General features: G+C 64.3%; 23 protein-coding genes. 7 read left to right on the top strand and 16 right to left on the bottom strand.

Annotation, left to right across the window (positions count from 1 at the left end):
- The first annotated feature begins 159 nt into the window (after nucleotides 1-159).
- On the top strand, nucleotides 160-1,785 hold the full coding sequence (locus AC0L2F_RS08990; RefSeq protein ID WP_198287860.1) for an MFS transporter: 1,626 nt from the start codon (nucleotides 160-162) through the stop codon (nucleotides 1,783-1,785).
- Nucleotides 1,786-1,913: 128 nt separating this feature from the next.
- Here the strand turns inward: AC0L2F_RS08990 and AC0L2F_RS08985 are convergent, their stop codons facing one another.
- Nucleotides 1,914-2,393 (bottom strand): secondary thiamine-phosphate synthase enzyme YjbQ, encoded by a 480-nt coding sequence (locus tag AC0L2F_RS08985; protein ID WP_473248156.1) that lies wholly within the window; start codon nucleotides 2,391-2,393, stop codon nucleotides 1,914-1,916.
- A 30-nt stretch (nucleotides 2,394-2,423) separates the two neighbouring features.
- On the bottom strand, nucleotides 2,424-2,960 hold the full coding sequence (locus AC0L2F_RS08980) for a hypothetical protein (RefSeq protein WP_063994567.1): 537 nt from the start codon (nucleotides 2,958-2,960) through the stop codon (nucleotides 2,424-2,426).
- 406 nt (nucleotides 2,961-3,366) lie between these two features.
- Between AC0L2F_RS08980 and AC0L2F_RS08975 the strand changes: the two genes are divergently transcribed.
- The 5 genes from AC0L2F_RS08975 (at nucleotide 3,367) to AC0L2F_RS08955 (ending at nucleotide 6,004) form a co-directional block, all read left to right on the top strand.
- Entirely contained in the window at nucleotides 3,367-3,741 is a 375-nt protein-coding gene (locus AC0L2F_RS08975) for an AtpZ/AtpI family protein (RefSeq protein ID WP_007599457.1), read from the top strand.
- A gap of 114 nt (nucleotides 3,742-3,855) precedes the next feature.
- On the top strand, nucleotides 3,856-4,605 hold the full coding sequence (locus AC0L2F_RS08970) for a F0F1 ATP synthase subunit A (RefSeq protein ID WP_007605089.1): 750 nt from the start codon (nucleotides 3,856-3,858) through the stop codon (nucleotides 4,603-4,605).
- A gap of 53 nt (nucleotides 4,606-4,658) precedes the next feature.
- Complete coding sequence (locus AC0L2F_RS08965; protein ID WP_007599451.1) at nucleotides 4,659-4,889, top strand: F0F1 ATP synthase subunit C; 231 nt, start codon at nucleotides 4,659-4,661, stop codon at nucleotides 4,887-4,889.
- Nucleotides 4,890-4,949: 60 nt separating this feature from the next.
- Complete coding sequence (locus AC0L2F_RS08960; RefSeq protein ID WP_027570044.1) at nucleotides 4,950-5,513, top strand: F0F1 ATP synthase subunit B family protein; 564 nt, start codon at nucleotides 4,950-4,952, stop codon at nucleotides 5,511-5,513.
- 5 nt (nucleotides 5,514-5,518) lie between these two features.
- Nucleotides 5,519-6,004, top strand: coding sequence for a F0F1 ATP synthase subunit B family protein (locus AC0L2F_RS08955; RefSeq protein ID WP_027570043.1), 486 nt, complete (start codon nucleotides 5,519-5,521; stop codon nucleotides 6,002-6,004).
- 197 nt (nucleotides 6,005-6,201) lie between these two features.
- Here AC0L2F_RS08955 and AC0L2F_RS08950 read toward each other — a convergent pair whose 3' ends face one another.
- The 5 genes from AC0L2F_RS08950 to AC0L2F_RS08930 form a co-directional block, all read right to left on the bottom strand.
- Nucleotides 6,202-6,876, bottom strand: coding sequence for a hypothetical protein (locus tag AC0L2F_RS08950; protein WP_007605083.1), 675 nt, complete (start codon nucleotides 6,874-6,876; stop codon nucleotides 6,202-6,204).
- Between the two features lie 105 nt (nucleotides 6,877-6,981).
- Complete coding sequence (locus AC0L2F_RS08945) at nucleotides 6,982-7,569, bottom strand: GNAT family N-acetyltransferase (protein WP_007605081.1); 588 nt, start codon at nucleotides 7,567-7,569, stop codon at nucleotides 6,982-6,984.
- A 39-nt stretch (nucleotides 7,570-7,608) separates the two neighbouring features.
- Complete coding sequence (locus AC0L2F_RS08940) at nucleotides 7,609-8,898, bottom strand: M16 family metallopeptidase (protein ID WP_007599446.1); 1,290 nt, start codon at nucleotides 8,896-8,898, stop codon at nucleotides 7,609-7,611.
- Entirely contained in the window at nucleotides 8,895-10,313 is a 1,419-nt protein-coding gene (thrC, locus tag AC0L2F_RS08935) for a threonine synthase (RefSeq protein ID WP_473248155.1), read from the bottom strand. The genes AC0L2F_RS08940 and thrC overlap by 4 nt, the downstream gene beginning before the upstream one ends.
- 569 nt (nucleotides 10,314-10,882) lie before the next feature.
- The gene (locus tag AC0L2F_RS08930; RefSeq protein WP_007605075.1) at nucleotides 10,883-11,527 is read right to left on the bottom strand and encodes a response regulator transcription factor; all 645 of its coding nucleotides are present in this window, start codon (nucleotides 11,525-11,527) and stop codon (nucleotides 10,883-10,885) included.
- An 85-nt stretch (nucleotides 11,528-11,612) separates the two neighbouring features.
- Between AC0L2F_RS08930 and AC0L2F_RS08925 the strand changes: the two genes are divergently transcribed.
- The gene (locus AC0L2F_RS08925) at nucleotides 11,613-12,953 is read left to right on the top strand and encodes a histidine kinase (protein ID WP_473248154.1); all 1,341 of its coding nucleotides are present in this window, start codon (nucleotides 11,613-11,615) and stop codon (nucleotides 12,951-12,953) included.
- A gap of 94 nt (nucleotides 12,954-13,047) precedes the next feature.
- Here AC0L2F_RS08925 and AC0L2F_RS08920 read toward each other — a convergent pair whose 3' ends face one another.
- The 9 genes from AC0L2F_RS08920 to coxB all read right to left on the bottom strand — a co-directional run bounded on the left by AC0L2F_RS08920 (nucleotide 13,048) and on the right by coxB (nucleotide 20,371).
- A complete protein-coding gene (locus tag AC0L2F_RS08920) occupies nucleotides 13,048-13,413 on the bottom strand; it encodes a nuclear transport factor 2 family protein (protein WP_473248153.1) in 366 nt (121 codons plus the stop codon).
- A 328-nt stretch (nucleotides 13,414-13,741) separates the two neighbouring features.
- Nucleotides 13,742-14,512 carry an SURF1 family protein gene (locus AC0L2F_RS08915; RefSeq protein WP_473248152.1) on the bottom strand — a complete coding sequence of 257 codons (771 nt, stop codon included), beginning with the start codon at nucleotides 14,510-14,512 and terminating at the stop codon, nucleotides 13,742-13,744.
- Nucleotides 14,509-14,910, bottom strand: coding sequence for a DUF983 domain-containing protein (locus AC0L2F_RS08910; RefSeq protein ID WP_473248151.1), 402 nt, complete (start codon nucleotides 14,908-14,910; stop codon nucleotides 14,509-14,511). The genes AC0L2F_RS08915 and AC0L2F_RS08910 overlap by 4 nt, the downstream gene beginning before the upstream one ends.
- Before the next feature lie 99 nt (nucleotides 14,911-15,009).
- On the bottom strand, nucleotides 15,010-15,906 hold the full coding sequence (locus tag AC0L2F_RS08905; RefSeq protein WP_473248150.1) for a cytochrome c oxidase subunit 3: 897 nt from the start codon (nucleotides 15,904-15,906) through the stop codon (nucleotides 15,010-15,012).
- Nucleotides 15,907-15,984: 78 nt separating this feature from the next.
- Complete coding sequence (locus AC0L2F_RS08900) at nucleotides 15,985-16,635, bottom strand: cytochrome c oxidase assembly protein (protein ID WP_473248149.1); 651 nt, start codon at nucleotides 16,633-16,635, stop codon at nucleotides 15,985-15,987.
- Between the two features lie 5 nt (nucleotides 16,636-16,640).
- Nucleotides 16,641-16,817, bottom strand: coding sequence for a hypothetical protein (locus AC0L2F_RS08895; RefSeq protein WP_007599435.1), 177 nt, complete (start codon nucleotides 16,815-16,817; stop codon nucleotides 16,641-16,643).
- Nucleotides 16,814-17,758 carry a heme o synthase gene (locus AC0L2F_RS08890; RefSeq protein ID WP_007605062.1) on the bottom strand — a complete coding sequence of 315 codons (945 nt, stop codon included), beginning with the start codon at nucleotides 17,756-17,758 and terminating at the stop codon, nucleotides 16,814-16,816. Before AC0L2F_RS08890 ends, AC0L2F_RS08895 begins: the two co-directional genes overlap by 4 nt.
- Before the next feature lie 60 nt (nucleotides 17,759-17,818).
- Nucleotides 17,819-19,444, bottom strand: coding sequence for a cytochrome c oxidase subunit I (ctaD, locus tag AC0L2F_RS08885; RefSeq protein WP_473248148.1), 1,626 nt, complete (start codon nucleotides 19,442-19,444; stop codon nucleotides 17,819-17,821).
- Between the two features lie 87 nt (nucleotides 19,445-19,531).
- On the bottom strand, nucleotides 19,532-20,371 hold the full coding sequence (gene coxB / locus AC0L2F_RS08880) for a cytochrome c oxidase subunit II (protein WP_007599432.1): 840 nt from the start codon (nucleotides 20,369-20,371) through the stop codon (nucleotides 19,532-19,534).
- Nucleotides 20,372-20,659: the final 288 nt, after the last annotated feature.

The following is a 20,659-nucleotide window of genomic DNA, read 5'->3' as shown; positions in this document are numbered from 1 at the left end:
CCGAAAGTCGTATTGGGGCGGGTTTCACGGCAATGTTACCTTGGGGGCAAGGCTTGGGTTGATCCGGCATGACCGGGCATCCAGGGCGCGAGGAAACGATTTTTCGGGGAGCGACTCAACATGTCGACAATGGCTGTGTCTCAAGCAGGCGCGGGAGGGATGACGAAGGACGAACGGTTCGTCATTCTCGCCTCCTCGCTCGGTACCGTCTTCGAGTGGTACGATTTCTATCTCTACGGTTCGCTGGCCGGCATCATCGGCGCGCAGTTCTTCTCGGCCTATCCGCCGGCAACCCGCGACATCTTCGCGCTGCTGGCCTTCGCGGCGGGCTTCCTGGTGCGCCCGTTCGGCGCGATCGTGTTCGGCCGTGTCGGCGACATCGTCGGCCGCAAATACACCTTCCTCGTCACCATCCTGATCATGGGTCTGTCGACTTTCATCGTCGGCCTGCTGCCCAACGCGGCGACCATCGGCATCGCGGCCCCGATCATCCTGATCGCGCTGCGTCTCGCCCAGGGCCTGGCGCTCGGCGGTGAGTATGGCGGTGCGGCGACCTATGTCGCGGAGCATGCTCCGAACGGCAAGCGCGGTTACTACACTTCCTTCATCCAGACCACGGCGACGCTCGGCCTGTTCCTGTCGCTGCTGGTGATCCTGTTCACGCGCTCCGCGCTCGGCGAACCCGACTTCGCGGCCTGGGGCTGGCGCATTCCGTTCCTGGTCTCGGTGCTGCTGCTTGGCGTCTCGGTCTGGATCCGGCTTCGCCTCAACGAATCCCCGATCTTCCAAAAGATGAAGGACGAGGGGAAGAGCTCGAAGGCCCCGCTGACGGAAGCCTTCGGCAACTGGCAGAACGGCAAGCTCGTGCTGCTGGCGCTGCTTGGCGGCGTGATGGGCCAGGGCGTGGTCTGGTACACCGGCCAGTTCTACGCGCTGTTCTTCCTGCAATCGATCCTCAAGGTCGACGGCTACACCGCCAACCTGCTGATCGCCTGGTCGCTCCTGTTCGGCACCGGCTTCTTCATCGTGTTCGGCATGCTCTCCGACAGGATCGGCCGCAAGCCGATCATCCTCGGCGGCTGTCTGATCGCGGCGCTGACCTTCTTCCCGATCTTCAAGATGATCACCACCAACGCCAACCCGGCGCTGGAGAAGGCGATCGAGTCGATCAAGGTTGACGTGGTGGCAGATCCGAAAGGCTGCGGCGACCTGTTCAACCCGGTCGGCACCCGCGTCTTCACCTCGCCTTGCGACACCGCACGTGCCTACCTGTCGCAGTCGTCGGTCAAGTACGGGACCACGCCAGGTGCGGCCGGCTCCGGCGTGAAGGTGATGGTCAACGGCAAGGAAGTTCCCTACGCCAACGCCAAGGACGGCAATCCGGCGGTCCTCGCCGCCGTGCAGGCAGCCGGCTATCCGAAGGCCGGCGATGCGGGCATCGTAAAGATGGCGCATCCGTTCGACATCTTCCGTCCGCAGGTGGCGGCGGTCGTCGGACTGCTGTTCGTCCTGGTGATCTTCGTCACCATGGTCTACGGCCCGATCGCCGCGATGCTGGTCGAACTGTTCCCGACCCGCATCCGCTACACCTCGATGTCGCTGCCCTACCACATCGGTAACGGCTGGTTCGGCGGCCTGCTGCCGGCGACCGCCTTCGCCATCGTGGCCTCGACGGGCGATATCTATGCGGGCCTCTGGTATCCGGTCATCTTCGCGTCGATTACCGTCGTGATCGGCTTGTTCTTCCTGCCGGAGACCAAGGACGTCGATATCAAGTCGACCTGATCGACGCAGATCGAGATCAACACCAACCGGCCGCGGTCTCCGCGGCCGGTTTTGTTTTGAGCTCCGGAATTGTTTGTTTTGACGCGTTTTCTTGACGCGAACCGGGATCCACTTCGCTCGAAGACGCTCTACTGATTGCCGCCGATGAATTGCAGCACCACCTCGCGCCGGTGCGGGCGGGCGCGATGCTCGATCAAATAGATCGCCTGCCAGGTGCCAAGCGCGAGCCTGCCGTTCAGCACCGGCACCTGGAGCGATGTCTGGGTCAGCATGGTTTTGATATGCGCCGGCATGTCGTCCGGCCCTTCGGTGTCGTGAGTCCAGCCCGCATCTTCATCGTCGGGCGCGAGCCGCGCCAGCACCGTAGTGAGGTCGACCAGCACCGACGGGTCGGCATTCTCCTGAATTGTCAGAGACGCCGAGGTGTGACGGATGAACAGCGTGAGCACGCCGTCCCGCGCATGAACGTCGGCGATGAACCGCGCCGCCTCGGCGGTGAGGTCGCTGAAGCCGCGCCCCGGCGTCTGCACGGTCAGCAGCGACGATGCGATGGTGGTGGCCGGCCCTGACGACGGCGCCGAGCGCGAGATGGATTTGGCTGATGTCATGGGGACTCCGTTACGATACCGAGGGAGCCGCTAAATCTTCCCCGACACGTCCTTCTGCACGCGGTTGGCCATGTCGATCAGCCGACGCCAGGCCCTTTCCAGGAATGACATCACGCGATCGACGTCCTGGTCGCTCGGCAGCGGGATCTCGATCCTGCGCTCGCCCTCGGCGGCCTTTGGTTCTCGTGCTTGCGGCTCCGCCTTCTTGAGCGGATCGGTTTTCGGCAGTGCCTCGTCGATCTTGCCTGACACGGTCGGCCCCGCCGCAAGCCGTCCCTTCAGCGTCTCGACTTCGGCCTGGAGCCTGCCGATCTCGGCGTCGAGCGCGGCACGTTCATCGGGTACCGCGTAGCAGGCCCAGCCGGCGCTGCTCTTGGTGCACGTCGACACCGTCCCGGTGCGGGTGTCGAGCCGCAGCACGCCCTCGGGGATGGGGGTCATGCTGTAGCGGCCGTTTTCGCTGTCGGGCGCGGATTGCGCGGCAAGGCAGCCGGCGCTGATGGCCATCGCCGCGGCGAACGCCGCCGCCGCGAGCCATGATGCTGTGGATGAATTCGCTGGTCTCATCGCGTTCTCCGCCACGACGCGCAGGTAGCACTCTTGAAGGTGGCACTCATAAAGGTGGCGCTCATCAAGGTGGCGCTTTTAGCAAATTCTACACCCCGGCGAGGCGATCCGCCGCCCAAAACGCGCCTTTGACATGAACGATCGCGGCGCCCCCTTTGATCCCGGCAGCCGGGCAAAATGGCGACGGCGTCCGCCGATCAAGCGGAGACCTGCTGCGGTGCGGCGTCACGCTGTGTGCAGCGCTGCCGTTCGCGCCGATATTTTCAAATAAATCAGACACTTAACGGGAATGGACACAATCGTGACTTGGCTTGACTTGATTATGGGCCATCAGTATGGTCCGCGCGGCTTTTGAGGGTGGCGGGCGTAATTTCCATTCAGCCGCGGCGTTTCGGGTCTTCGTTGCATGACACAGGGCACGGGACACGGCGAGAATGGAGATCGCGATAGATCGCCCGAGGAAGCTGCGCTTTCCGATCGGCTCGGAAATCTTGATCAGCGGTTGTCCGAATTTCGCGGCCGCCACGTCAAGACCGAGCAACCCGCAGGTGACGGTGAGGACAGAGCGGCCAGAGCCTCGGCGATGGCGCTTGGTTTTCGGTTATCCTCCGAGTTGGTCGCCGGGGTCGTTGTCGGAGCGGGGATTGGCTGGGGTTTCGACCGCTTGCTGTCGACGTCGCCTTTCGGATTCATCGTGTTCCTGCTGCTTGGCTTCGTCGCCGGCGTGGTGAATGTGGTGAGAACGGCAGGCGCGGGTCAGAACAGGCGCGGTGGTTCTTAGGCGGTCCACACCAGGAGAGGAATGATCGTGCCGGCTCGTGCCGGTACGGGCCGGGCCCGACCGGCAGACCGAGACCCGCCGGCATCGCCCGGCAGACCAAGAGATGCCGCGCTGATGAAAATCGATCCGATCCACCAGTTCAACATCGAGCCTCTCTTCACCCTGGGCCATATCGGCAACCACACGATCGCCTTCACCAATTCGTCGCTCTACATGCTGGTGGCGGTCGCGATCATCTCGATCCTGATGCTCGCCAGCGGCACGCAGCTGGTTCCCGGCCGCCTGCAGTCGGTCGCCGAGATCTCCTACGAATTCGTGGCCTCGACCATCCGCTCGACGGCCGGCGCGGAAGGCATGAAGTTCTTCCCGCTGATCTTCTCGCTGTTCATGTTCATCTGCGTTTCGAACCTGGTCGGCATCATCCCCTACACCTTCACGATCTCGAGCCATCTGATCGTCACCGCGGCGCTCGCGCTGCTGGTCTTCTTCACGGTGCTGATCTACGGCGTCGCCAAGAACGGCCTGAAATTCTTCTCGATCTTCGTGCCCCACGGCGTCCCCGGCTACATCCTGCCGCTGGTGATGTTCATCGAGATCCTGTCGTTCTTCCTGCGGCCGGTTTCTCACAGCGTCCGTCTGTTCGCCAACATGCTGGCCGGCCACATCGCGCTGAAGGTGTTCGCGGGCTTCGTCGCCATGCTCGGCTTCTCGCTCGGCGCCCTCGGCTGGGTCGGCGGCGTGCTGCCGCTGGCGCTCACGGTCGCGCTGTACGCTCTCGAGATTCTGGTCGCGTTCCTGCAAGCCTATGTGTTTGCGATCCTGACCTGCATCTACCTCAACGACGCCATTCATCCGGGACACTGAGCGGTCCGGGGAATTTCCACCCAAAACCCAATCTTTCTTCCAAGGAGTCTAAAATGGATCCGGCAGCAGCAAAACTTATCGGCGCGGGCATCGCATGCATCGGCATGGGCGGCGCGGGCGTCGGCGTCGGCGTGATCTTCGGCAACTACCTCGCCGCAGCCGTTCGCAACCCCTCGGCCGCTCAGGGCCAGTTCGGCAATCTGATCTTCGGCTTCGCCGTGACCGAAGCGCTCGGCATTTTCTCGCTGCTGATCGCGCTGCTGCTGCTGTTCGTTCCGCTCTGAGGACGATTTTTCGCGCCGCTTCAACCGAAGCGACGCGCATGACAGCAACAGGAGTAATCCATGGCTGAAAGTCATGGCGGCGCAAAAGGTCCGGCGGCGGGCGCCCACACCGGGTCCGAAGGCGGTCACGGTGGCGGTTTTCCGCCGTTCGAGAGCGGCACCTATGCTTCGCAGCTGGTGTCGCTCGCGATCTTCTTCGTCGCGCTTTACGTGATCGTGTCCAAGCTCGCTCTGCCGCGCGTCGGCGGGGCGATCGAGGCGCGTCAGAACAAGATCGAGGGCGACCTCGCCGAAGCGCAGAAGCTGAAGGACCAGTCCGAAGCGGCGCTGAAGGCCTATGAAAGCGAGCTTGCTTCGGCACGCTCGCGCGCGCAGGCCATCGGCAACGAGTCCCGCGACAAGGCGAATGCGCAGGCGGACGCCGAGCGCAAGGCGCTGGAAGAGCAACTGGCGGCCAAGCTCGCCGAGGCGGAGAAGACCATCGCCTCGACCCGTGCGACCGCCATGAGCAACGTCCGCGGCATCGCGGCCGATGCGGCAGGCACCATCGTGCAGCAGCTCACCGGTGTGGTTCCGGACGCGGCGTTGGTCAATGCCGCCGTTGATGCGTCCTTGAAGGGTTAATCGATATGTTCTTCGATCCTGAAACCTGGGTCGCCATCGCCTTCGTGATCCTCATGGTCGTGTTCGGCTATCTCGGGGTCTTCAAGAAGGCCATGACTGCGCTCGACCATCGCGCCGATCGCATCAAGGCCGAGCTCGACGACGCGACGCGCCTCAAGCAGGAAGCCGCCAAGGTGCTCGCCGACTACAAGGCGCGCACCGCCTCGGCCGAACGCGAGGCCGCCGACATCATCGCGAACGCGAAGAGCGAAGCCGAGCGCATCGCAATCGAGGCCAAGGCCAAGGTGGAAGATTTCGTCGCTCGCCGCACCAAGACCGCGGAGGGCAAGATCGCGCTCGCCGAGGCCCAGGCTGTGGCCGATGTTCGCGCCGCAGCCGCGGAAGCCGCCGTCCAGGCCGCCTCCACGATCCTGTCGCAGTCGGTCAGGGGCCAGGTCGCCGACGATCTGCTCGCCAAGGGCATCACCGAAGTCAGGCAGAAGCTGAACTGAGGGGCCTCGCCCTCACCCATCAAAAAGCCGGCGCGATGAGCGCCGGCTTTTTTGTTTGTCGGGCACTGCATCGGCAAATCTGATGTCATCGCCCGCGAAAGCGGGCGATCCAGTATTCCAGAGACAGTCCTCATCAGTCGAGAAGCCGCGGTGTACTGGATGCGCCTTCGCGGGGCATGACGACTATCCTTACGTGGTTACTTCTTCTTCGCCCGCGCCTTCGGCGCGGGCGAGAGCGCCTGCGGATCGAAGCCGACATAGAAGATGTAGCTGTCGGCGTCCTTGGCCGAAGGCATCGGATAGACCAGATCCTCGGCCACGAAGGTGAACGGCACGCTGCCGCCCTCCGACATTCCGACCGTGGTCCGGTAGGCCTTGGAGGCGATCACCTTCTCGCCGATGCCGCCCTGCACCACGGCGACGCGCAGCGGCACCTCGACGCTCGCAGGCGCGCCGGCGGGACCGGCAATGACGCGGCCCTGGATGCCGATCCGGGCCGTGATATCGCCGCCATTGCGGGCGCATTCGCGCGCCATCTTGGTGATGGTGGCCTGGAAGCGGATCTCATTGCCGATGGCCGGCTTACCGGTGGCACCGACCGCGTAGGTGGAAGCTCCGGCACGCACTGTGACCTGCGGGCAATCAAGATCGTCATCAGCCGCCGGCTGGCCTGGCGCAGGCGCCGGCTTGGGTTGGGCCGGCTCGTCCGACTTGCCGCCGAACAGGCCCTTGAATCGATCGGTCAGCGACTGCGCCGCAACCGGCGAGACGGAGACAAGCGCAACCGACAACGCCAGCGCGACCGCTGCCCCCCGCCGCAACGCATTTCGCGATGACCGAAGCTCCTGCACCCTCAACGCCCCATACTCCATGACGACATCCCGGCCGATCACCGGCCGGCTTGCGCCGTTATATCGTCAAAACCGGCGAACCCAAGGCAGGCACACAGCAGACTTTGGTCACATGAATGAACGGGCTCAGCCGCGGAAATCCTCGTGCAGCAGACCGAACAGCAAATGGTCCTGCCAGATCCCGTTGATGCAGAGATAGCGGCGCGCCAGCCCCTCACGGGAGAAACCGCACTTCTCCAGCACCCGGATCGAGGGCGCATTGGTCGGGATGCAGGCGGCCTCGACCCGGTGCAGATTGAGCTCGCCGAACAGCGTCGGCAGCAGCACCCGCAGCGCGGCCGTCATGTAGCCGCGCTGGGCGTGGGGCTTGCCGACCCAATAGCCGATGGTGCCGGCCTGGACGATGCCGCGGCGGACATTGGCGAGCGTGATGCCGCCGACCATGGCGCCGTCGAGCTCCCGGAAGATCAGAAAGGGATAGGATCGGTCCGCCGCGATGTCCTCGGAATAGCGCCGCAGGCGACGGCGGAAACCGGAGCGCGTGAGATCGTCCGACGGCCAGATCGGCTCCCAAGGCGTCAGGTAATCGCGGCTGGACTCGCGCAGATGGGCCCATTGCAGGAAATCCGACATCTGCGGCGCGCGTAGCAACAGGCCGTTGCCGCGCGGCGCGAGAGCGGCGGGTCCACTGGATGGCAGGCGAAAGAGGGCCATGGTGATGCTTCCCGGGACGGATCAACCCGTGCGCGGCTCCTAATGCAGCCGCGCCTTGGCGCGTGCCCGGGTCAATCCTTCCGCAAAAGACACCGCCGTGTCCAGACCCCTGCCACTGCCCAATGCGACAACCGCAGGGCGGCTGCGCGAAAGCAGCGCACGCGCCGCATCCCGGGTCGATTCGACGCTGACGGCGTCGATTCGGGCCACCAGCTCCTCGGCGGTCTGGGGCCGACCATAAGCCAGCACATGCCGGGCGAGCTGCTCGGCACGGGACGAACAGCTCTCCAGCGCCATCAGCAGACCCGCCTTCATCTGCGCCTTGGCCCGCGCGATCTCGACCTCGGTCAGGGTCTCGACCGAATCATTCATGATATCGACCACGACCTCCATCATCTCAGGCGCGTCGGCCGGATCGGTGCCGGTGTAGAGGCCGAAGAAGCCGGTGTCGGTATAGGGCGCGTGGAACGAGTAGATCGAGTAACAGAGGCCGCGCTTCTCGCGCACCTCCTGAAACAGCCGCGACGACATCCCGCCGCCGAGGATATTGGTGAAGACCTGGAGCGAGAACAGCGACAGATCGGTCTGCGGCACGCCCTCCAGCGCCAGCGTCAGATGCGCCTGCTCGAGCTCGCGATGCACCACCTTGGTGCCGCCCTTGCCGAACTGTGCGGGTTGCGGCTTGGGACCCGCTGTCCCCTCAAAACTGGCAAAGCGCTGCTCGACCTCGGCGACCACCTGCTTGTGATCGACCGCGCCGGCTGCCGCCACCACCATGTCCGGCCCGCGGTAATGCGTCGACAGATAGTCGCGCAAGGAGTCGCGGCTGAAGGCGCGCAAGGTCTTCGCGGTGCCGAGCAGCGAGCGGCCCATCGGCTGGTCGGGATAGCAGAGCTCGTTGAGATGCTCGAAGACGACGTCGTCTGGCGTGTCCTGCGCCGCGCCGATCTCCTGCACGATGACGTTCTTCTCGCGCTCGAGCTCGTCGGGCTCGAAGGCGGGATTGGCCAGGATATCGGCGAGCACGTCGAGCGCGAGCGGCACGTCGGCCTTCAGCACCCGCGCATAATAGGATGTGGTCTCGGTCGAGGTGCCGGCATTGAGGTCGCCGCCGACCGCCTCGATCTCCTCGACGATCTCGCGCGAGGAGCGCTTCGTGGTGCCCTTGAACGCCATATGTTCCAGAAGATGCGAGATGCCGTGCTCGTTGGGCTTCTCGTCACGCCCGCCGACGCCGGCCCAGACGCCGAGCGCCGCGGTCTCGAGATGAGGCATCTTGTCGGTGACGACAGTCAGGCCGGACGCAAGCTTGGAAATCTCGACGCTCATCCGGCAACTCCCTGTTTCGCGGCGCGGCTGACCGACAGCACGAACCGCTCGACCTCGGCCTGGTCGTTCTTCATCACCTTCATGTGTTCGGATTTGGTCATCAGACCATCGAGCCAGGCCGGCAGTTGCGGCCGCTGGCCGCAGGCCGCTTCGACCGCATCGGGGAATTTGGCCGGATGGGCGGTGGACAGTACGACGCTGGGAACCGTCCTGTCCGTGGTGTCGCGGTCGGCGACCGCAAGCGCGACCGCAGTGTGGGGATCGACCAGCTCGCCCGCCTCGCGCCAGGCGGCACGGATCGCGGCCGCGGTCTCGGTCTCGTCGGCCCGGCCTGCGTCGAATCCCTCGCGGATCGCGGCCAGCGTCGCATCGGGCAGCACGAAGCGGCCTGATTGCTTCAGCGAATCCATCAGACGGCGCACGCCGGCAGCATCGCGCCCGCCAGCCTCGAACAGCAGCCGCTCGAAATTCGAGGAGATCTGGATGTCCATCGACGGCGACGCCGTCGCGTGGACCTCGCGCACCTCGTAGATCCCGGTCTTCAGCGTGCGCGCCAGGATGTCGTTGACGTTGGCGGCGATGCCCAGGGTCCGCACCGGAAGACCCATGCGCTTGGCGACATAACCGGCAAAGATATCGCCGAAATTGCCGGTCGGCACGACGAAGTCCACCGCGCGCGCCGGTGCGCCGACGGCAACGGCGGAGGTGAAATAGTAGACCACTTGGGCGACGATGCGCGCCCAATTGATGGAATTGACGCCGGACAGCGACGTCGCATCGCGGAAGCGATGGTTGTTGAACATCGCCTTCACGATGGCCTGGCAATCGTCGAAATTGCCCTCGACGGCGAGCGCATGGACGTTGGTCGCGCCCGTCGTCGTCATCATCCGCCGCTGCACCTCGGAGATGCGGCCATGCGGGAACAGCACGATGAGATCGACATTTTCGAGCCCCGCAAACGCGTCGACCGCAGCACCGCCGGTGTCGCCCGAGGTCGCGACCACGATGGTGGTGCGCTGGCCGCGCTTGGCGAGCACGTGGTCCATCAGCCGAGAGATCAGCTGCATCGCCACGTCCTTGAAGGCGAGCGTCGGACCGTGGAACAGCTCCAGCACGAACTGGTGCGGCGCCATCTGGCGCAGCGGCACCACCGCCGGATGGCGGAAGGTGGCGTAGGCCTCGTTCGCCATGCGGCCGAGCTCGGCGTCCGAGATCTCGCCGGCGACGAAGGGGCGGATCACCTCGACCGCGACCTCCCAATAGGGACGACCGAAGAAGCCGGCGATGGCGTCAGTCGAGAGTTGCGGCCAAATGGCCGGCACATACAGGCCGCCGTCGCGGGCGAGCCCGGTCAGCATCACGTCGCAGAAGCCGAGTTCGGGGGCCTCGCCCCGGGTCGAGATATAACGAGTCAAACTGCCCTCCAAAGGCCGGCCGAGCCTGGGCTCGATCCGCAAGCCTTTGATTTTGCGAAATTACTTGTCAACAGCCAGAGGCTTTGAGCCACCATAAAGTGTTTTGCGGCATCAGGAAACCGCTTCGCAACTGAGCCCTTCCAATGAAAAGGGGTTGCCAATGAAAAGGGGCTGCCAACGAAAAGGGCTGCGGCAATGCCGCAGCCCTCTCTTGGAAGGTCTGTCGTTGTGTGCAGACCGGTTTGCCTCTTGGGGTCACCGACCCGCTAAAACTGTTCGCACAAGCTTTCGTCGCCTGTCATGAGATCGTCAAGGGTCAAAACGGGATGCGCGAGAAAATGTTCCTGTTTTTCCCGATGCGTTTCGGCGCAAGCAAGCGCTCACCAGCGCCCATGCGTCACGCATTGCTGTTATTTCCCGCCGGAGAGTTCGGGAACGAACGACGGCTCGGCTCATTGTGTCGGCGGATGGTGTCGGCGCTATCCATGCATTGCCCGGCGGAGCGCCGAGACCGGTCCGCCCCGCCGAACCGGCAGCATCCTGGAGCAGCCGGTTCGGCGCCCCGGGCGTCAGTTCATCCCGATTTCCACCGCAATCCGGATCAGATCGGAATGGTTCTTGGCACCGAGCTTCTGCTTGAGCAGGGAGGTGGTGTTGGCGACGGTCTTGTAGGAGATGCCGAGCGCCTCGGCGACCTCGACGATCTTGTCGCCTCGCCCCAGCAGGCGAAGAATCTCGAGCTCCCGCGGCGTCATCAGCGAGGCAGGATTGGCCTTGATCGCCGCGCCGGAAAACGTCACGGCCTCTGCGAGCTGCGGTGAGATGAAATTGTCGCCCGCAACCACCTTGCGGACCGCCTTGAGCAGGATCCGGGGATCGTCGCCCTTGGAGACGTAGCCTTGCGCCCCCAGCTCGACCGCCCGCACCACGAAGGCCGGATCGTCGTTCATGCTGAACATGATGATCTTGGCGTCGGGATCGTCCTTGCGAATGCGTCGCATCAATTCAAAGCCGGAGACGTCGGGCAGGCTGATGTCAATCACGGTGACGTCGGGCCGCTTGCTGACATAGGCGCGATGCCCGGATTTGGCGTCGGTCGCCTCGTCGATCCGGATCGAATGGTCGGAGGCGAACAGGGTGCGGCAACCGGACAGCACCACGGGATGGTCGTCGACAATCAGGACGCGGGTCGCCGGCTTGGCAGTATCTTGCATTGTAACTCTCTAGTTTTTCGACTCATAAACCGACGGGAACAAATGGAAAGAGCAAATCCGACCGATGCGCGTTAGAATTGACCTAATGTGGCGTCGCTTCTCCTTCAGGACCCAACTGTTTCTGCCGCTCGGCATGAGCTTCCTCGCCGCGCTGATCATGGGCGGCGTGCTGCTCCAGATCTTCGCGACCGACCAATTGGCGGACGAGAACGAGCCGGGGCGGCGTTCGATCCAGACCGTTGCCGCCGCGCTCAACAACACCCTGCGCACCTCGAACAATCCGCGGCAGACGCTCGACGCCTTTGTCCATTCTCTGGACACCTCCTCCGATATCCAATTCCGTGCCGCGGAGATGGGTCCCGCGTCCTCAGCGAGGGACGGCCCGCGCAAGCCGCATGGCGTACCACAATGGTTTGTGGACCTGCTCACGATTCCAGACATGGACGCGGCAGCTCCGGTGACGATCGGCGGCCAGCGTGTCGGCGATCTCGTCTTCCTGCCGGACCTGTCGGCTGACCTGTTCGAGAAGTGGATCGGCTTTCTCGCGCTGACCATCCTCGTTGCCGTGCTGATGGTACTCACCGGCACTATTGCCTATGTTTTCGCGGGATCGGCCCTGCGCCCGCTGCAGGATCTCGGCGCAGGCCTCACGCGGATGCGGCGCGGCAACTACGCAACGCCGATCCCGGTCGGGGGACCGCCGGAAATCCGGCAAAGCTGCGAGGAGGCCAACGCGCTGGCCGAAACGCTGGCGCAATTGAGCCAGGACAATCGCGACCTGCTGCGCCGCCTGGTGTCGCTCCAGGACGACGAACGGCGCGATCTCGCGCGCGAACTGCACGACGAGCTCGGCCCGCTGCTGTTCAGCATCCGCGCCGGCACGATCGCATTGGCCGACGCCTCGCCCCCGGCGGGAAATCCCGGCAGTTCGGCGCAGGATGTGTTGCAATCGGTCGAGGCGCTCCAGCAGACCAACCGGCGCATCCTCGACCGGTTGCGACCGCTCTACATCGAGGAATTGGGTCTGGAGACCAGTGTGCAGACGCTGCTCCGGAATTTTCGCAAGCAGGCGCCGTCCATCAACCTGACGGACACGATTGATCCGGATCTCAACGCGATCGACGGGCCGCTGGCCCAGACCGTCTATCGCGTGATTCAGGAGGCGTTGACCAACGTGCTGCGTCATGCCGGCGCCAGCAATGCCCACGTGCAGGCGACCTTCGCCGGCGAGACGGTCGTCATCGAGATTTCCGACGACGGCGGCGGCTTTCCCGAAGGCAATGTGTTCGGCCGCGGCCTGACCGGCATGCATGAGCGTGCGCGCGCGCTCAGCGGATCGCTGTCACTGCTGCGCGTGGACGGCCGGACCTATGTGCGCTGCCGCCTTCCCGCCGCACCGGCACGCGAGGAGCCGGTCACCGGCTAGAGCGTTTTCGAGCGAAGCGGATACCGGTTCGCGTGAAGAAAACGTGTCAAAACAGAATCTGGAGTTCGGTTCTGACTTGATCAGAACCGAAACTCTAGCACGCCCAGCCAAGCTGCGCGTTCTGTCGCGCCGGCTCGCACAGCGTGGTGCGGATCTTGCCGTCGGGGCTGAAACAAAACGAGGCGCGGATGCGCAGCGCGCCGGCGACGGAATATTCGAGATCGACGCCGTGGGGTGCAGGATGGATTTCCTCCAGCCCGAAACCCGCTGACGAAAAAGCGCTGAGCCGCGGCTGCCAATAGGCTTCGAGCTCGCTCCGGCCGCGATAGCGCTGCGTGCCGTTGCACGTGCATTCGACCTGGGCATCGTCCGCATAGAGGTCGAGGAGCGTCGCGAGGTCGCCCTTCCTGCAGGCATCCACCCAGTCGATGACAATTCCCATCTGGTCGAAATCGCTCACGCTGCAATCCTGTCTGCCGCGGAAAAACGATGGCGGCTTAGGACCACACTCGTGAATGTCCAGTGAATGGTAAACCCCGGGCGATACCGGGTTCCCTGGCAGGGCTGTCGCATATGAAGAAAAATATGGCTGGAAGCTCGACTGCGGCCATCCTTCGAGACGCCCGCCTGCGGCGGGCCCTCAGGATGAGGATGAGTATGCGGCAGCGTTTCAACGCGGATGGATGCAGCTGAGCCTCATCCTGAGGAGGCCGCGAAGCGGTCGTCTCGAAGGACGAGGCGTTCGCTCTGGCGCCGCTGAGACGTCATATGCGATAGCCCTGGGCTCCCTACGGGGATCTATGGAGCTCAGCCCGTCGCCGCCCTCTTGCCCACACGGCGAAGGCGATGAGCACGGCGCCTGCAAGCGTGAACCAGGTGATGGCGTATTGCAGGTGATCGTCCCTGAGATGCACGTCGAGCGGCCCCGGCCGCGGAATGCCGTTCTCGGGCGCCGGCTGCTCGAGATCGACATAGAACGGCGCAACCGCGCCCCAGCCCAGCGTGCTCGCGATCGCCACGTGATCGCGCACGAACCACAGCCGCTTGTCGCGGTTCGCCGCCGGGGTCAGCCAGCCAGGTGACTCGGGGAATCGCAGATAGCCGGTGAACGAGACCGCCTGCCCCGTGACGAGCTTCTTGACCGCGCGATCCTCGACGCTGCGATCCTGCATGGTGTTTTCGACGAAGCCCGCGTCGATCACCACCGTCTCGCCGCTCGGCAGCCGGGCCGGCAGGAACGCCCAGGTGCCGGGGCCCGACGCATCCTTGCGCACGGCGGATCCGGGGGAATAGACCATCGCATCGGGCAATTGCGCATAGGTTGCGGTAAAGCTGACACGGCGGAATTCATCGCGCGCGGGACTTAGCGCGGGCCATCGTGCCGGCGGCGGCAGAGCGATCGGTGCCTCCGCGAGACGCTCGGTGAGGGCGGCGATCAGCTCGTGCTTGGCGAGGCGGCGCTGCAATTGCCAGACACCGAGCACGATGCAGACCGCGGTCAGGAATAGCGTGAACAGCGCGAAGCCGGCCACGCGGGGCTTGCGCGCGGTCTCGTTCATTTCGCGCGGTCGACCAGCCGGCCCGGCGCCGCCTTATGGTGGAATTGCAGCGCGATCAGCAGCGACTTCATCGTGCGCAAGGGCAGCAGGGTGGTCGCCAGGATCAACGGCAGCCACAACACCGCGTGCAGCCAGTACGGCGGCTGGTACTTGACCTCGACGACGAGCGCGCAGCCGACCACGATCGCCCCGGCGAGCATGATGATGAAGATCGCCGGACCGTCACCGGAATCGATGAAGGCGTAGTCGAGGCCGCAACGCTCGCAGGACGGCGCAAGCGTCAGGAAGCCCGCATAGAGCTTGCCCTGACCGCAACGCGGGCATTTGCAGGCAAGCCCGCGCAGCGCGCTCTGCAGGACGGTGGCTTGCGACTCGGACGTGTCGTCGGCTTTGTTCATGATGACAGGGTCTATCACAGTTTCTGCCGAAACCCCTGCGCGCAAAAAAGCAAAAGGGCGGCCCCGGGGCCGCCCTCTCACGATCCGATATCAGCCCGCTCAGTGCGCGCCGTGGGCCATGGTCTCGGCGCCGTGTCCCCAGACATAGATGCAGAGGAACAGGAACAGCCAGACCACGTCGACGAAGTGCCAGTACCAGGCGGCAAACTCGAAGCCGAGATGCTGGGTCGGCGTGAAGTGGCCGGCATAGGCGCGGAACAGGCACACCAGCAGGAAGATGGTGCCGACCAGCACATGGAAGCCGTGGAAGCCGGTCGCCATGAAGAAGGTCGCGCCGTAGACGTTGCCGCCGAAGGAGAATGCCGCGTGGCTGTACTCATAGGCCTGCACGCAGGTGAAGAGCGCGCCGAGCACGACGGTGAGGATCAGGCCGTATTTCAGGCCCTGGCGATCGTTCTCGAGCAGCGCATGGTGGGCCCAAGTCACCGTGGTGCCGGAGGTGAGCAGGATCAGCGTGTTCAGGAGCGGCAGATGCCAGGGATCGAAGGTCTCGATGCCGTGCGGCGGCCAGGTGCCCGGCACGGCGCAGGCGCCGGCCGCGGTCCCGAGACCACAGCCGAACACCGCATCGCGGGTGGCATGGACGGCGTCGGCCGGGAATAGCGCCGCGTTGAAATAGGCCCAGAACCAGGCAACGAAGAACATCACCTCCGAGGCGATGAACAGGATCATGCCGTAGCGGTGATGCAGCTGCACGACGCGGGTGTGGTCACCCTTGTACTGGGCTTCCCTGATCACGTCGCCCCACCAGCTCGCCATGGTGTAGAGCACACCGACGGTGCCGACACCGAAGATGATCGGCGCAGCCGAGAACATGTGGTGCATCCAGGTGATCGCGCCGACCGCCATGATGAAGGCGGAGATGGAGCCGACGACGGGCCATGGCGATGGATCGACCAGATGGTAGTCGTGTTGCTTGGTGTGCGCCGTTGCCATTTGCGGTCTCGCTCCTCAATCCCGTGCCTGTCAGGCACTTATCCCCTTGTTTCCAACCCCGGCGCGTGAGCCCGGAGATCAGAGATTTCCCTTGCGTTTGTCGTCTTCGCTGGCCGCGAGCGGCTTCACCACCGGATCCTTCACCGGATAGAACGTGTAGGACAGCGTGATCGTGTTGAGACCGTCGTTCTCGTGGTCGTCGGCAATCGACGGATCGACGTAGAACACGACCGGCATCTCGCGCTTCTCGCCCGGCGCCATGGTCTGCTCGGTGAAGCAGAAGCAGTTGATCTTCTGGAAATAGGATCCGACCGTCAGCGGCGCGACATTGTAGGCGGCCTGGCCTGCGGTGGTCCGCGCAGCCTGGTTGGTCACCGTGTAGAAGACGGTCACGACCTGGCCGATATTGACCTCGATCTCGCTCTGCTCGGGTTCGAACTTCCAGGGCAGGCCGGGCGCGACGTTGGAATCGAAGCGCACCGCGATCTTCCGTGCGATCGGGCCGCTGGCCGGCGCCGAGGTCGCGACCTGGGTCGTGCCGTTAAAGCCGGTGGCGCGGCAGAACCAGTTGTAGAACGGCACCGCCGCGTAGGAGGCGCCGACCATCAGCGCGACCACGCCGCCGCAGATCGAGGCGACCACCACGTCGCGGCCAAGCCCCTTGGCGGGCCTGCGCCCCCTAGTGGCCGTCCGGCTCTGATCCTGCGATATGGTCGGCTTCTGATCCATGTTTCCTACATCGGCCGGACGAGCACGGCCGGCCCCTTGACCATGGTCACGGCGAAGAACAGCACCACGAGCACGCCGAGCGCGAGTGCGATCGCGATCGAGCGCTGACGACGGCTCTTCTTCTGCGCCTCGGTGAGGACGATTCCATCTATCTCGGGTTTGTCGGCCATTCCTGCGATCATGCGCCCCCTACCATCGGCGCAAGCGCCCGGAACACGACCTCGGCCAGCAAGGTCGCAAACAGCGCGAACAGATAAAGGATGGAGAACGCAAACAGCTTGCGGGTCGCCCGCAGCGACTGGCTGCGCTCGCGGCGGACATAGACGTTGATGGCGAACGCGAGCATGCCGGCGCCGAGGATCAGCGAGACGATGCCGTAGATGGCGTCGAAATAGCCGAGCGCCCAGGGCGCAGCCGCGACCGCGATCAGCACGATGGTGTAGAGCAGGATCTGAAGCCGCGTCGCGTCGGGGCCGGCGACGTTGGGCAGCATCGGAATGCCGGCGCGCGCGTAATCGTCGGAGCGGAACAGCGCCAGCGCCCAGAAATGCGGCGGCGTCCAGAAGAATATGATGGCGAACAGCAGCAGCGGCTCGACGTCGACCGTCCCTGTGACCGCGGCCCAGGCCACCACCGGCGGCAGCGCGCCGGCGGCACCGCCGATCACGATGTTCTGCGCGGTCCAGCGCTTCAGGCCGATCGTGTAGATCACGACGTAGAAGAAGATGGTGAAGGCGAGCAGCGCGCCCGCGATCCAGTTGACGAGGATGCCGAGCGTCATCACCGAGAAGAAGGCGAGCGTCATGCCGAAGGTCATCGCCTCGGGGCGGGTGATGCGGCCGCGCGGAATCGGCCGGTTCGCCGTGCGCGACATCTTGGCGTCGATGTCGCCTTCGAGCGCCATGTTGAGCGCTCCGGACGCGCCAGCGCCGACGGCAATGCAAAGCAGCGAGGTGAAGGCCAGCACCGGGTGGAAATGCCCGGGCGCCATCGCCATTCCGACCAGAGCGGTGAAGATCACCAGCGACATCACCCGCGGCTTCAAGAGCGCGATGTAATCGCCAACCTCCGCTTCGGAGATGCGGGGATTGATGTCGATGGCGTTGTGGTCGAGGACGGACACTAGACTGACTCGCTTCGTTGTCGAGCCGCGGCGCCCGTCACGGGCGCCGCGAGCACTGGCTTACTGCACGCGGGGCAGCACTTCGAACTGGTGGAAGGGCGGTGGCGAGGGCAGCGTCCATTCCAGCGTGGTCGCACCTGCACCCCACGGATTGTCGCCAGCCGGCACCTTCTTCGCGAAGGCGTCGATCACGCAATAGAGGAAGATCAGCACGCCGAAGCCGGAGACGTAGGAACCGACCGACGAGACCAGGTTCCAGCCCGCGAACGCGTCGGGATAATCGACATAGCGGCGCGGCATGCCCGACAGGCCAAGGAAGTGCTGCGGGAAGAACACCAGGTTCACGCCGATGAAGGTGACCCAGAAGTGCGCCTTCGCGAGCCCTTCATTGTACATGTAGCCCGACATCTTCGGGAACCAGTAGTACCAGCCGGCGAAGATTCCGAACACCGCGCCGAGCGACAGCACGTAGTGGAAGTGCGCGACGACGTAGTAGGTCTCCTGCAGCACGCGGTCGACGCCGGCATTCGCCAGCACCACGCCGGTGACGCCGCCGACGGTGAACAGGAAGATGAATCCCACCGCCCAGATCATCGGCGCGCGGAACTCGATCGAGCCGCCCCACATCGTGGCGATCCACGAGAAGATCTTCACGCCGGTCGGGACCGCGATGACCATCGTGGCGGCGACGAAATAGGCCTGCGTCGCCGAGGACATGCCGACCGTGTACATATGGTGCGCCCACACCACGAAGCCGATGCCGCCGATCGCGACCATGGCGTAGGCCATGCCGAGATAACCGAACACGGGCTTGCGCGAGAAGGTCGAGACGATCTGGCTGACCATGCCGAAGGCGGGCAGGATCAGGATGTACACTTCGGGGTGACCGAAGAACCAGAACAGATGCTGGAACAGCACGGGATCGCCGCCGCCTTCGGGGTTGAAGAACGTCGTGCCGAAATTGCGGTCGGTGAGCAGCATCGTGATCGCACCGGCGAGCACCGGCAGCGACAACAGCAGCAGGAAAACCGTCACCAGGATCGACCACACGAACAGCGGCATCTTGTGCAGGGTCATGCCCGGCGCGCGCATGTTGAAGATGGTGGTGATGAAGTTGATGGCGCCGAGGATCGAAGAGGCGCCCGCCAGATGCAGCGACAGGATCGCGAAGTCGACGGCCGGGCCCGGATGGCCCGAGCTCGACAGCGGCGCGTACATGGTCCAGCCGGCGCCGACGCCGTTGGCGCCCGGCTCACCCTCGACGAAGGTCGACATCAGCAGCAGCGCGAACGAGGCCGGCAGCAGCCAGAACGAGATGTTGTTCATGCGCGGGAACGCCATGTCGGGCGCGCCGATCATGAGCGGCACGAACCAATTGCCGAAGCCGCCGATCATCGCGGGCATGACCATGAAGAAGATCATGATCAGGCCGTGGGAGGTCACGAACACATTGTAGGTGTGCGTCTCGTGGAAGATCTGCACGCCCGGATACATCAACTCGGCACGGATCGCGATCGACATCGCGGCGCCGATGACGCCGGCGATGACCGCGAAGATCAGGTACATCGTGCCGATGTCCTTGTGGTTGGTCGAATAGACGTAGCGCCGCCATCCGGTCGGATGGGCGTGCTCGTCATGTCCGTGGTCTTGCGCGTGATCGCCGTGTGCCGCTGCGCTCGTTGCCATTTTCTAATCCTGCCTTGCGTCCCGATCGGACCTCTGGAGGTCCCGCCTTATGTCGCTTTCAGTTTCCTCGAACCCTTCGCCCGGCGCTCACTGCGTCGGGCCGGCGGTGGAGGCGTAGGTGCTGGTGCCGCCGCTCGCGTACTTCTTCTTCGCGGTCTCGACCCAGGAGGCGAACTCCTGGTCGCTCACCACGCGGATGGCGATCGGCATGAAGGCGTGGTCCTTGCCGCACAACTCCGAGCACTGGCCGTAGAACATGCCGGTCTTGGTGGCCTTGAACCAGGTCTCGTTGAGCCGACCCGGAATGGCGTCGATCTTGACGCCGAAGGACGGCAGCGCGAAGGCATGAATCACGTCGGCACCGGTGACCTGGACCCGGACCACCTTGTTGACGGGCACCACCATCTCGTTGTCGACGCCGAGCAGACGGGGCTGCTTGTCCTGGGCCATCAGCGAGTCGAACTCGAACTTGCCGTTATCCGGATAGGCGTAGGACCAGTACCACTGCTTGCCGGTCGCCTTGATGGTCAGATCCGCCTTCGGCACGTCGAGCTCGAGGAACAAGAGGCGGAACGACGGCACCGAGATACCAACCAGAATCAGCACCGGAACGAGCGTCCACGCCACCTCGATCAGCGTGTTGTGCGTGGTCCGCGACGGCACCGGATTGGCTCTCGCATTGAACTTCACGACCACGATCACGAGCAGCGCCAGAACGAACAGCGTGATCAGCGTGATCAGCACGAACAGGAAATTGTGGAACCAGACGATGTTGTCCATCACCGGGGACCCGGACTGCTGAAGCGTCCACTCCCACGCAGCCGGTTGCCCGAGCTCGGCAAATGCCGCACCGCCCGTCGCCAGCGTCAGACCCGCCACGGCCAATCCCAGCAAGTGCCGGCCCACCGGGCCCATCGACATCTTCATGCCGTTCGCGCTCCCCTAACGAAATCACCCCAAGTGCATTCCCCTATTTTCGGGAAACGCTTTATTCGATCCCCCCGTCTGACAAACCGCCGCGCAAGAATACCTCTAAGAGGAATTGGGGCCAGATCGCTAGAACGCCGAAATCAAGCCTCTCAAACCATAATTCTTGATCTATCGCAATGCAGTCTTGAGCCTCGCCTGTCAGCCATCACCCGCAAGATATTTCCTAGTAACATCAGACAAAAATACCGTTTCCCGAGATGCTGCGCCTTGACAGCGGAATTGCCC

It is taken from the genome of Bradyrhizobium sp. Ken64 (genome assembly GCF_055807555.1).
This window is presented reverse-complemented; position numbering and strand designations above follow the sequence as displayed.